This window comes from Mycobacterium sp. GA-1199, assembly GCF_001500045.1.
GTDB lineage: Bacteria > Actinomycetota > Actinomycetes > Mycobacteriales > Mycobacteriaceae > Mycobacterium.
Genome location: NZ_LQIX01000008.1, coordinates 1 through 11417, shown reverse-complemented (window position 1 = coordinate 11417; position 11417 = coordinate 1). Strand labels below are relative to the sequence as shown.

General features: G+C 66.7%; 11 protein-coding genes and 1 pseudogene. 3 read left to right on the top strand and 9 right to left on the bottom strand.

Annotated elements, in window-relative coordinates:
- Nucleotides 1-831, top strand: coding sequence for an SDR family NAD(P)-dependent oxidoreductase (locus AU198_RS06980; RefSeq protein ID WP_064346983.1), 831 nt, complete (start codon nucleotides 1-3; stop codon nucleotides 829-831).
- Nucleotides 832-948: 117 nt separating this feature from the next.
- On the opposite strand, the gene AU198_RS06975 is transcribed toward AU198_RS06980, so the two are convergent.
- The 3 genes from AU198_RS06975 to AU198_RS06965 are packed head-to-tail and all read right to left on the bottom strand — an operon-like array spanning nucleotide 949 to nucleotide 4033.
- On the bottom strand, nucleotides 949-1791 hold the full coding sequence (locus AU198_RS06975; protein ID WP_064346981.1) for a glycine betaine ABC transporter substrate-binding protein: 843 nt from the start codon (nucleotides 1789-1791) through the stop codon (nucleotides 949-951).
- Between the two features lie 6 nt (nucleotides 1792-1797).
- Nucleotides 1798-2994, bottom strand: a complete 1197-nt coding sequence (locus AU198_RS06970; protein WP_082690900.1) for an NAD(P)-dependent malic enzyme — start codon at nucleotides 2992-2994, stop codon at nucleotides 1798-1800.
- A 49-nt stretch (nucleotides 2995-3043) separates the two neighbouring features.
- On the bottom strand, nucleotides 3044-4033 hold the full coding sequence (locus AU198_RS06965; protein WP_064346975.1) for a malate dehydrogenase: 990 nt from the start codon (nucleotides 4031-4033) through the stop codon (nucleotides 3044-3046).
- A 188-nt stretch (nucleotides 4034-4221) separates the two neighbouring features.
- Between AU198_RS06965 and corA the strand changes: the two genes are divergently transcribed.
- Nucleotides 4222-5283: a magnesium/cobalt transporter CorA gene (gene corA, locus AU198_RS06960; RefSeq protein ID WP_064346973.1), complete on the top strand. Its 1062-nt coding sequence runs from the start codon at nucleotides 4222-4224 to the stop codon at nucleotides 5281-5283.
- 70 nt (nucleotides 5284-5353) lie between these two features.
- Here corA and AU198_RS06955 read toward each other — a convergent pair whose 3' ends face one another.
- From AU198_RS06955 to AU198_RS06930, 6 genes are all read right to left on the bottom strand, one after another.
- Complete coding sequence (locus AU198_RS06955; protein WP_064346971.1) at nucleotides 5354-5947, bottom strand: suppressor of fused domain protein; 594 nt, start codon at nucleotides 5945-5947, stop codon at nucleotides 5354-5356.
- Nucleotides 5944-7137: an ABC transporter ATP-binding protein gene (locus AU198_RS06950; protein WP_064346969.1), complete on the bottom strand. Its 1194-nt coding sequence runs from the start codon at nucleotides 7135-7137 to the stop codon at nucleotides 5944-5946. The genes AU198_RS06955 and AU198_RS06950 overlap by 4 nt, the downstream gene beginning before the upstream one ends.
- 4 nt (nucleotides 7138-7141) lie before the next feature.
- Nucleotides 7142-7978, bottom strand: coding sequence for a carbohydrate ABC transporter permease (locus AU198_RS06945; RefSeq protein WP_064346967.1), 837 nt, complete (start codon nucleotides 7976-7978; stop codon nucleotides 7142-7144).
- A complete protein-coding gene (locus AU198_RS06940; protein WP_064346965.1) occupies nucleotides 7978-8901 on the bottom strand; it encodes a carbohydrate ABC transporter permease in 924 nt (307 codons plus the stop codon). The genes AU198_RS06945 and AU198_RS06940 overlap by 1 nt, the downstream gene beginning before the upstream one ends.
- A complete protein-coding gene (locus AU198_RS06935; RefSeq protein ID WP_064347147.1) occupies nucleotides 8898-10298 on the bottom strand; it encodes an ABC transporter substrate-binding protein in 1401 nt (466 codons plus the stop codon). The genes AU198_RS06940 and AU198_RS06935 overlap by 4 nt, the downstream gene beginning before the upstream one ends.
- A gap of 205 nt (nucleotides 10299-10503) precedes the next feature.
- The gene (locus tag AU198_RS06930; protein WP_064346963.1) at nucleotides 10504-11028 is read right to left on the bottom strand and encodes a general stress protein; all 525 of its coding nucleotides are present in this window, start codon (nucleotides 11026-11028) and stop codon (nucleotides 10504-10506) included.
- Nucleotides 11029-11134: 106 nt separating this feature from the next.
- On the opposite strand from AU198_RS06930, the pseudogene AU198_RS06925 reads away from it, so the two are divergent.
- A pseudogene (locus tag AU198_RS06925) lies at nucleotides 11135-11417 on the top strand (DUF4190 domain-containing protein); the annotation flags it as partial.

Sequence of the window (11417 nt, the reverse complement as noted above, 5' to 3'; positions counted from 1 at the left end):
ATGCAGGGCTTCGCCGGGAAGGTCGCCGTGGTGACCGGTGCCGGGTCGGGTATCGGACAGGCACTGGCGATCGAGCTGGCCAAGTCGGGTGCGAGTGTGGCGATCAGCGACGTCGACGCCGAGGGCCTGGCGGCCACCGAGGAGCGGCTCAAGGCGATCGGCGCGCCGGTGAAGACCGACCGCCTCGACGTCACCGAGCGTGAGGCCTTCGAGCAGTACGCCGACGCGGTGGTCGAGCACTTCGGCAAGGTCAATCAGATCTACAACAACGCCGGCATCGCGTATGTCGGCGATGTCGAGGTGACCCCGTACAAGGACATCGAGCGGGTGATGGACGTCGACTTCTGGGGCGTCGTCAACGGCACGAAAGCGTTCCTGCCGCACCTGATCGCCTCGGGCGACGGGCACGTCGTCAACGTGTCGAGCCTGTTCGGCATCTTCTCGGTTCCCGGCCAGGCGGCATACAACTCGGCCAAATTCGCGGTCCGCGGGTTCACCGAGGCGCTGCGCCAGGAGATGCAGGCCGCCGGCCATCCGGTCAAGGTCACCACCATCCACCCCGGCGGGATCAAGACGGCGATCATGCGTAATTCGACGGCCGCTGAGGGCGTCGACCGCGAAGGCCTGACCAAGACCTTCGACACATGGCTCACGCGAACCACTTCTGAGCGCGCCGCAAAGATCATCCTCGATGGCGTCCGTAGGAATCGGGCGCGGGTGCTCGTCGGACCTGACGCCAAAATCCTCGACGTGATCGTGCGGCTCACCGGGTCGGGCTATCAGCGACTGTTCCTGACGGTGATGAAGCGCCTGGTGTCCAACAGCCACTGACTTGCACAAGCGCGCACGTGGGGAGCCGCGTGAGCGTGCGCGCAATGCCGAGAAATGGCGGTGTGTCGTGAGCAGACGCGCACGCTGGCGGCACGGGAGAGCCCGCGGGACGGAAGGTCAGGAGTCGCCGAGGGGGTGTTCGGCGAGGAACGCGTCGGCCACGTGACCTGGATCAGCGCCGTCGGCGACCTCCGCGCGCATCTCGGCCAGCGCCGCGGTGTCCAGCACACCGGCGACCTCGTTGAGCGCAAGCACCTGTGACTCGTTGAGCTCGTTGCGGCGAGACAGCGGCACCACGTTCTCGGCGCGGATCAGCGAGGTTCGGTCCGACAACATCAGCAGTTCGGGCGGGACGCCCGGGGCTGCGGTCGTCGTCCATGCGGCGGGAAACCGGCCGGCGCGAACGGCGTCGAAAGCCGCTTGGCTGTCCGGGAATTCGGTCACCTTGGGTTCGCACGTGCCGATCGTCGCCGGATGCGGTGCATCCGTGACCGCCGCGATGGTCAGCCGGTCGCAGTTGCGCACCGCGGCGGTGACGTCGCGCCCGTCCCACTTCTCGGCGGTCGCCTCGGTCACCGCGAGCGCCGGCTTGTCCTCCGCCGACGTGGTGTAGTCCCCCGCGGCGACGCCCTCCGGGAGTGCGGAGACCATCTCCCGATACACCTGCGCCGGCGCGCGTGCCGCCGACTCGGGATTGAACCTGTGCAGCAACCGCCCGGTGAAGCCTGGGACAACGCGGACGACGCCGGAGTCCAGCCCAGTCAGCGGGTCGTCCTCGATCTTGACGTGGGCGGGGCTGCCGTACGAGCGCAGAGCGGCGGCGTAGAGGTGGGCGATCAACGTCGACTCGGGATCGGCTGTGGCGCCGACGGCTATCGACGGCCGTTCGATGTCCCCGCCGCACGCCGCGGTGCCCGCCACGATCACCGCGACGAGCGCCAGCGCCAGCCGCCGGCTCACTGGTGACTAGCCGCCCGACGTGTCGCGGGAGGCACTGGCGACCGCTTCCGCGACGGCGGGTGCGACGCGGGGGTCCAGCACGCTGGGCACGATGCGATCAGCTGCCAGGTCGTCCCCGACCACCGAGAAGATCGCCTCGGCGGCCGCCACCTTCATCCGCTCGGTGATGCGGCGCGCGCCCGCGTCGAGCGCGCCGCGGAACACACCCGGGAAGGCGAGCACGTTGTTGATCTGGTTCGGGAAGTCGCTGCGCCCGGTGGCGACGACGGCCGCGTATCTGCTCGCGTCGTCGGGATGGATCTCCGGATCCGGGTTCGACAGCGCGAACACGATAGAGTCGGGCGCCATCGATGGGATCAGGTCGGCGGGCACGACACCCGCGGACAGCCCGAGGAACACGTCGGCACCGTCGAGCGCCTCGGCGATGCCGCCGGTCAGCCCACGCGGATTGGTCGACTCGGCCATGTCGGCCTTGTAGGAGTTGAGGTTCTCCCGGCCCTTGTGCACGATGCCCCGCGAGTCGAGCAGCGTGATGTCGCTGACACCCGCTGCCATCAGGATCTTCGCGCACGCGATGCCGGCCGCACCGCAGCCGGAGACGACGACGCGCAGCGATCCGATCTCGCGGTCGACGACCTTGGCCGCGCCCAGCAGCGCGGCCAGCACGACGATCGCGGTGCCGTGCTGATCGTCGTGCATGACCGGGCAGTCCAGCGCCTCGACCAGGCGCCGCTCGATCTCGAAGCACCGCGGTGCCGAGATGTCCTCGAGATTGACGGCCCCGAATGTCGGGCGCAGCCGCACCAGGGTCTCGACGATCTCGTCGGTGTCCTTGGTGTCGAGCACGATCGGGATCGAGTCCAGGTCGGCGAACGCCTTGAACAGCGCGCTCTTGCCCTCCATCACCGGCAGCGACGCCGCCGGCCCGATGTCTCCCAGCCCCAGCACCGCGCTGCCGTCGCTGACCACCGCGACCATGCGGCTCGCCCACGTGTAGCGGGCGGCCAGCGTGTGGTCGGCGGCGATGGCACGGCTGACTTGGGCCACTCCCGGGGTGTACGCCACGGACAACGCCCGCTCGGTGTCGAGGGCCGCGTTCAGCGCTACCGAGAGCTTGCCGCCCACGTGGGCCGCGAAGATCTCCTCATCGCTGAGGACGATATTGGATCCGATCAATGGAAGGTCTCTAACCGCTTGCGACACGGCGCCCAGGTTAACGACGAACCGGTAGGTAACCTAATCGCCCGCCGGCTCAAATCAGGCCGAGGTCCGTGACCGCTTTGCGCTCGTCGGCGAGCTCGGCCGTCGTCTTGTCGATGCGGCTGCGGGAGAAATCGTCGATGTCCAGCCCCTGCACGATCGACCAGTTGCCGTCCTTCGTCGTCACCGGGAACGACGAGATCAGACCCTCCGGCACACCGTAGGAACCGTCGGAGTACACCGCCATCGACACCCAGTCGTTCGCCGGGGTGCCCAGCAGCCAGTCCCGGGCCGCGTCGACGGTCGCCGAGGCGGCCGACGCCGCCGAGGAGGCACCGCGGGCGTCGATGATGGCCGCGCCCCGCTTGGCGACGGTCGGGATGAAGTCGTTCTCGATCCAGTTCTGGTCGTTGACCACCTCGGCGGCGTTCTTGCCGCCGACCTCGGCGTGGAAGATGTCCGGGTACTGGGTGGCCGAGTGGTTGCCCCAGATCGTCATCTTCTTGATGTCGGTGACCTTGGCGCCGGTCTTGCGGGCCAGCTGGCTGATCGCCCGGTTGTGGTCGAGGCGGGTCAGCGCCGAGAACCGTTCGCGCGGGATGTCGGGGGCGTTGGACATCGCGATCAGCGCGTTGGTGTTGGCCGGATTGCCGGTCACCCCGATGCGCACGTCGTCGGCGGCCACCTCGTTGAGCGCCTTGCCCTGGGCGGTGAAGATCGCGCCGTTGGCCTCGAGCAGGTCGCTGCGCTCCATGCCCGGGCCGCGGGGGCGGGCGCCGACCAGCAGCGCCAGGTTGGCGCCGTCGAAGATCTTGTTCGCGTCGGCGCCGATCTCCACGCCGGAAAGAAGCGGAAACGCGCAGTCGTCGAGCTCCATCACCACACCCTCGAGCGCCTTGAGCGCCGGCTCGATCTCGAGGAGCCGCAGCTCGACCGGCCGGTCGGGGCCGAGCAGTGATCCGCTCGCGAGGCGGAACAGCAAGCTGTAGCCGATCTGGCCGGCGGCACCGGTGACTGCGACCTTGAGGGGAGTTGTGCTCACGTCAGATGCTCCTTGGACAGATGTACGTTGCCCGCACCGCGGGCGGATTGCGTCGGGAACGAAACTAGCAGGCAGCCGACGCGCCCAGCCGCGTAGCATCGACCACGGCCCGAAACCGGGCGTGCGTCGTTCAGGAAGGCTGCGCCGATGCCGTCGTTCAGTCCGGGCCTACGACCCGACGTGCGGCCGTGAAGAACAGCCGCGACGGTCTGGCCGCCGACCCGGTCCGCGTGCCCGTGGCACGCGCGACGGTGGACTGCGGCATCTATTGCGACGGCGCTCGACTGCCAGGAAGCTTCACCCACGACGCCGCCCAGAACCAGGTCGAAGAGCTGCGCCGCGAAGGCAGGAACGCCTTCGTCTGGATCGGCTTCCATGGACCCGACGAACGCCAGATGCAGACGGTCGCGGATGTTTTCGGTCTGCACGCGCTCGCCGTCGAGGACGCCGTGCACGCACACCAGCGGCCGAAGCTGGAACGCTACGACAACACCTTGTTCCTCGTCCTCAAGACCGTCACCTACGTCGAACACGAGTCGATCGCGAAGGCGCGCGAGATCGTCGAGACCGGCGAGATCATGATCTTCGTCGGACCCGACTTCGTGGTGACCGTGCGGCACGGCGAACACGGCGGGCTGGCCGGGGTCCGCAAACGCCTCGAGGCCTCGCCGCACCTGTTGGAGCTTGGACCCTATGCGGTGATGCACGCGATCGCCGATCACGTCGTCGACGGCTACCTCGAGGTCACCGAGTCGATCGAAACCGACATCGACGCGATGGAAGAGGACGTCTTCTCCCCGACCAACCGGACCGACATCGAGTGCATCTATCTGCTCAAGCGCGAGATCGTCGAACTCCGACGTGCGGTGGGCCCGTTGGCCACCGACTTTCGAAGTCTTGGTTCCGAGCACGACGACCTGATCTCCGTCGAGATCCTGCGGTACATGGGCGACGTGCTCGACCACGCGATCAAGGCGTCCGATCGCATCGCCGGCTTCGACGAGGTGCTCAGCTCGCTCGTGCAGGCGGCCGTCGGCAAGGTGGCCATGCAGCAGAACACCGACATGCGCAAGATCTCGGCGTATGTGGCGATCGCCGCGGTGCCCACGGCGATCGCCGGCATCTACGGTATGAACTTCGAGCACATGCCCGAACTGTCGGTGACATGGGGCTATCCCGCGGTGCTGCTGTTCATGGTGGTCGTCTGCGGTCTGCTGTTTCGCGCCTTCCGGCGCAACCACTGGCTCTGAACTCGCGAAATTGCATTCCCGCAGGCGCCTTCTCGACATTTCGCTGCCGGAACGCAATTTCGCGCGGAGCTCAGCTCGGTTTGGCCGCCGGGCGCGCCGGGTCGAGCACGTCGACACCGTCCTGTCGCCACGCCTCGCGCATCGCGTCGGCACCCTTGAGGCGCACCCATGCGGCTTCGGTGGCGGTGATCGGTGTGGCGGCCAACACCTTCACCGGTTCCAACGGGTCGGCCAACGGCACATCGTCGATCACGCTGTCGCTCAACAGGAATGCGGTGAACGGTGTGGACTCCCACAGCGGCGTCTCCAGGTCGATCAACGCATCGGGCGCCAGCACGAGCCCTTCCACCGCCGGCGCGGCGGCCACGATCGCGATCGACCGGTGCAACCCCCGCGGCGATGGCCCACGCAACGCGACGATCACCTCCGCGCGCGGACCGTGCACGACGTCGGTCACCATCTCGGTCGGATCGAACATCGGATGACGCGAACAGCCCAGCGACACATGGTGCATGACCCCGTGGGGGTCAGGTCCGAATCGCAGCACGTCGATGGTCTCGGTGCCCAGGAACGTAACGCTGGCCTCGTCGGGTTCGGAAACGATTCCCTGCGAGGCGAAATACTCGCGCAGGTGGGTGCGGACCTTCGCGGGAACGTCGATCACTCGGCCGGTGGCGCGGGTGAGTCGGCGTCGGGCAGGCTGAGGTTGTTGCCCGTCTCGGGATCGAACACCACCAGCTTCGACGTGTCGAACGCCAACTGAACCGTGTCGCCTTGTTTGACGGTCGAATCGACCGAAACCCGCGCCACGAACTCGTTTTCGCCGACACCCGACTCCGCGGCCAGCTCGGCAAGCTGCGCCGAATGTGCGCCGGCGCCTTCGGTTTTGAAGTGGAGATACTTGTCGGCGCCCAGCGACTCGACCATGTCCGCCTTCACATCGAAGGTCAGAGCGCGAATGCGCGCATACCCGTCGAGCACCGCTGCGTCCTCGAAATGCTCGGGCCGGATTCCGACGATCACGTTCTTCGGGGCGTTGCGCCGGGCCAGCAGGTCGTAATTCTCCTGGGTGAGGGTGACCTCGCCGAACGGCAGGCGCACGCCGACGTCGGTGATGGTCGCGGAGAAGAAATTCATGGCCGGTGAGCCGATGAAGCCGGCGACGAACAGGTTCGCGGGGCGGTTGTAGAGATCCTCGGGAGTTCCGATCTGCTGGGCCACCCCCGCGCGCAGCACCACCACACGATCGCCCAGCGTCATGGCTTCGGTCTGGTCGTGGGTGACGTAGACGGTGGTCGTGCCGAGCCTGTCCTGCAGGCGGGCGATCTCCGCGCGCATCTGCACACGTAGCTTGGCGTCGAGGTTCGACAGCGGCTCATCCATCAGGAAGGCCTTGGGATCACGCACGATCGCGCGGCCCATCGCCACGCGTTGCCGCTGACCGCCCGACAGCTGGCCCGGTTTGCGATCCAGAAGTTCGGTCAGGTCAAGGATTTTCGCGGCTTCGTCGACTTTGCGGGCGATCTCGTCCTTCTTCAGCTTGGCCAGTGTGAGCGGGAAGGCGATGTTCTGCCGGACGCTCATGTGGGGGTAGAGCGCATAAGACTGGAAGACCATCGCGATGTCGCGGTCCTTGGGCGCCTTCTCGTTGACGCGCTCGCCGCCGATGCGCAGTTCACCCGAGGTGATGTCTTCCAGGCCCGCGATCATGTTGAGCGTGGTCGACTTTCCGCATCCCGACGGGCCGACGAGGATGATGAACTCGCCGTCGGCGATCGTCATCGACAACTCGTGGACGGCCGTCGCGCCGTTGGGGTAACTCTTGGTCACCCGGTCCAACACAATCTCGGCCATGGAACTACCCCTTCACCGCACCGGATGTCAGTCCGGCCACGATCCGTCGTTGGAAGATGAGGACAAAGATGATGATCGGGATGGTGATGACCATCGCGCCCGCCGCGATCGATCCGGTGGGTTCCTCGAACTGCGAACTGCCGGTGAAGTTCGCGATCGCCACCGGCGCGGTGATGGCGCGTTCGGTGGCGGTCAGCGACAGCGCGAGAAGCAGGTCGTTCCAGGCGAAGATGAATACCAGGATCGCGGCGGTGACGATGCCCGGCGCGGCGAGCGGGGCGATCACCTTGCGGAACGCCTGCGCAGGCGTCGCACCGTCCATCTTGGCCGCCTTCTCCAGATCCCACGGGATCTCCCGGAAGAACGCCGAGAGCGTGTAGATCGCGAGCGGCAGCGCGAAGGTGATGTACGGGATGATGAGGCCGGGCCAGGTGTCGAACAGCCCGATCGCCCGCTCGATGTTGAAAAGCGGTGTGACGAGCGAGATGTGGGGGAACATCGCGATCAGCAGGGCGACGCCGATCAGCAATCGTTTGCCGGGGAAGTCGAGCCGCGCGACCGCGTAGGCCGCCATCCCACCGATCACCACCGCGATCGCAGTGGTGATCAGGCCGATACCGATCGAGTTGACCAGCGCCGAGGTGAAGATGTTGCCCTGGAATATCGCCTTGTAGTTGTCGAAGGTGATCTCGGCGGGAATCAGCCTGCCGTCCTTGACACTCGACGTCGGTTTGAGCGAGAGGGACAAGATCCACAGCACCGGGAAGAGCGCGTAGACGACCACCAGGACGTTGACGATCGTCCAACCGGTGACCCGTGACGCACCGACCCGCTCAGCCATCAGCGATTCTCCTCGGCGGAACCCGGCGCCGCGGCGCCGAAGATCTTGATGTAGATGAACGCGATGATCGCCACACACAGGAAGATCAGCACGCTGATCGCCGAGCCGAGGCCCACGTTGAACGCCTTGAACAGGTTGTCGTATCCCAGGATCGACACGGAGCCGGTGTTGTTGGCCCCGCCGGTGAGGATGTAGATGTTGTCGAAGATCCGGAACGCGTCGAGGGTGCGGAACAGCAACGCCACCAGGATCGCCGGCTTGATCAGCGGCAGGATCACCCTGGTCAGCCGTTTCCAGGCGCCCGCACCGTCGACCTGGGCCGCGTTGAGCAGATCCTGTGGCACCAGCGCCAATCCGGCCAACAGCAGCAGCGCCATGAACGGCGTCGTCTTCCACACCTCGGCCAGCACCACGATCGCCAGAGAGGGAAGCTGTTCGGTCAGCGGGGCACTGCCCTCGGGCAGCAGGTTCGCCAGATATCCCGTGCCGGGTGTCCACGCGTAGTACCAGCTGTACGACGCGGCGACCGTGACGATTCCGTACGGGATGAGGATGGCCGTTCGTACGACGCCCTTGCCGAAGATCGTTCGGTGCATCACCAGCGCCAGCGCCATGCCGAGGACGAATTCGATGGCCACCGAGACGACGGTGATGCCGAGCGTGACCAAAAAGGCTGTCCACCAGTACTGGTCGGTGAGGATGGTGACGTAGTTCTCGAGCCCGATGAACTCGGTGTCGTCGGGCGCGGCCATGTTGTTGCGCTGCAGGCTCAGCCACACCGCATAGGCGATCGGGTAGCCGGTCACCGCGAGCATCAACACGACCGCGGGCGCGATGAGCAGGAAGGCCAACTTGCGTTCCGAGCGGGTGTCGTCGCTGCCGGTCACCCTCGGTGCGCTCGCGGCCGCCGGTGGCGCCGTCACGGGATCAGCCCCTTGCCGTCGATGGCCTTCTGCACCTGCTCGGTGAGTTCGTCGGCGGTGCGCTCCGGGTCGATGTCGGTGATCGGAGCCAGCGTCGTGGAGATGCGGGTGGAAACCGCTTGGTACTGCGGCGTGGCGGGACGCACCGCGGCGTTGGTGAGTTGTTGGCGGATGAGCTCGTGCTGGGGGTATTTCGCCTGGAATGCTGGATCGCTGTACAGCGAGGTGCGCACCGCGGGCAGTCCGCCTTCGACGGAGGTGTACCGCTGGTTCTCCACGTCGCGCAGGCATCGAATGGCTTCGAACGCCTCGGCCTTGTGTTGCGTCGTCTTCGCCACGGCGAGGTTGAGGCCGCCGATGGTGACTTTCGCCGCCTCACCCGGCCGAACGCCCGGATACGAGGCGAATCCCAGGACCTTCCTGCTCGCCTCGAAGGCGGTCTCGAACTGTTCATCGCTGGGCGAGAACGTTCCGACGTCGCTGATGCTGCCGGCCAGCGACGGGTCTTGGTCCAGCGGCAGGAACGACACCCCACCCTTGATCGCGTTCTCGAGCAGCGACGGCAGCACGTAGGGCCAGTTCACCTCGAGCGCCGCTTTGCCCTGTTCGAGCGCCAGCCGTGCGGTGGTCTCGTCGGTCTGAGTCACCGACGGGTCCGCACCGGGTGCGGTGGCTACGTTCTTGATGATCTGCAGCGCCTTGACGGTGGCGGCGCGGTGTTCGGGTGTGTCGGTCAGCGTGACGGTTTCGCCGTCGTCGGAAAGCACTTGACCGCCCGCACTTTCCAGCAGGGTGTTGAACCAGACGACCAGGCCTTCGTACTGCTTTCCTTGTACCGCAATCCAGCTCGGGCCACCGGCGGCGTGCAGCCGGGTCGCCTCGGACACCATGTCATCCCAAGTCGATGGTGGATCCGGTATCAGATCGGCTCGGTACCAGAGCAATTGGGTGTTGGTGGTGATCGGTGCGGCGTAGAGCTTGTCCTGCCACGTGGCGGTTTCCAGTGGGCCCGGCAGCGTGTTGGCCCTCGCGTCGGCCTCGGCTTGACCCGCCGGATCGTCGGAGAGCGGCAACGCCCAACCGGCTTCGGCGAACTCGGCGGTCCACACCACGTCGAGCGCCATGACGTCGAGGCTTCTGTCGTTTCCGGTCAGCCGCCGCGCCAGCTGGAGCCGTTGGTCGTCAGCGCTCTTGGGCAAGCTGATCTGCTGAATGGTGAAGCGACCGCCGAGTTGTTCGTTACACCGCTGGGCAACGGCCGTGAACGTCTGCGCCTCGTTGGCAGGCGTGTAGTAGTTGATGACGATGCCGCCGCTGTCGGAACCACACGCCGTCAGCGTCGACGCCGCCGTCAGCGCAGCGATCGCCGCGGCGCCCATCCGCCGTGGGCCGCGCATGCTGGCGAAGCGCACCACCCGCCTCCGTCCGCGCCGAATGTCGGGAATCTCCCGCGCGCAAACCGTATTGCCACAAGTGTATGGTTTGCAACACCTCGGCGGCGCGCGGCGCGCACCGTTACGCAATCGCGAGCGTGCGCAACGTCTGCTTTGTGTGCGGTATGTCGTCTGCAGACCCGCACGCTCGCCGGACAAGGGGTGGGCGTCAGATGGTCAAGCGCGCCAGCAGATCCCGTCCCCGTTCGGCGTTCTGAGGATCGCACAGGACGTCGTAGCGGCCCGCCACGAGTTGCAGCGTAGAACTGAAATCTCTTGTGCCGCGCGCCATCGCATACGGGATCGCGGACGTGATGAGGCCGAAGAACACACCGGCGATCAGGCCGGTGGCCAGCGCTGCCCACGGGTTGGGGCTGAAAAAACCCAGAATCAAACCGATGAACAGGCCCAGCCACGCACCCGTCAGGACACCACCGCCGAGCACCTTGGGCCACGACAGCCGGCCGGTGACCCGCTCCACCTGCATCAGGTCGACGCCGACGATCGTCACCTGCTGGACGGGAAATTCTTGGTCCGAGAGGTAGTCCACGGCGCGCTGCGCCTCGGCGTACGTCGGATACGAACCGATGGGCCACCCCTTCGGCGGCGTGGGCAGACCAGCGGGGCCGCGGCCCATACTTGGGCCACCCGGCGTTGCGCCGGGATTTGCTCCAGGCTGAAACGGGCTGGTCATCGGTCCTCTATCTCCTCTTCGCCGCGAATCGTTAAGTTGCTGTCTCGTAAGGGACAACGCCGCGATGGCCGCAATCGTGCCCGAGAATTGCGCTAGGTTGACAAGCATGACAAATCCCGGGGAGGACGCAGCACGAAACGCACCATCCGAATCCGACGGGGGTGCGTCCGAGCCGACGTCCGCCGGTTACGAGGCGCCGTCGATCGAGCGGTCGCAGACCTGGCCGCCCGACCCGTCCACGCCGCCGTCGGGCGACGATTCGGCATCCGAGCGGTCGGCCGACCAGCCGCCCGCGTACGGCTCGCCGTACCAGGCTCCGCCGGCGTACGACCCGTCGTCGGGGTATTCGCCGCCTCCCGCCTACCCCCCGCCACCCCAGGGGGCCTACC

Coding starts and splice junctions, on each gene's coding strand:
- AU198_RS06935 (WP_064347147.1), bottom strand. CDS start 10,298: ATGCGCGGCCCACGGCGGATGGGCGCCGCGGCGATCGCTGCGCTGACG.
- AU198_RS06950 (WP_064346969.1), bottom strand. CDS start 7,137: ATGGCCGAGATTGTGTTGGACCGGGTGACCAAGAGTTACCCCAACGGC.
- AU198_RS06980 (WP_064346983.1), top strand. CDS start 1: ATGCAGGGCTTCGCCGGGAAGGTCGCCGTGGTGACCGGTGCCGGGTCG.
- AU198_RS06930 (WP_064346963.1), bottom strand. CDS start 11,028: ATGACCAGCCCGTTTCAGCCTGGAGCAAATCCCGGCGCAACGCCGGGT.
- AU198_RS06945 (WP_064346967.1), bottom strand. CDS start 7,978: ATGGCTGAGCGGGTCGGTGCGTCACGGGTCACCGGTTGGACGATCGTC.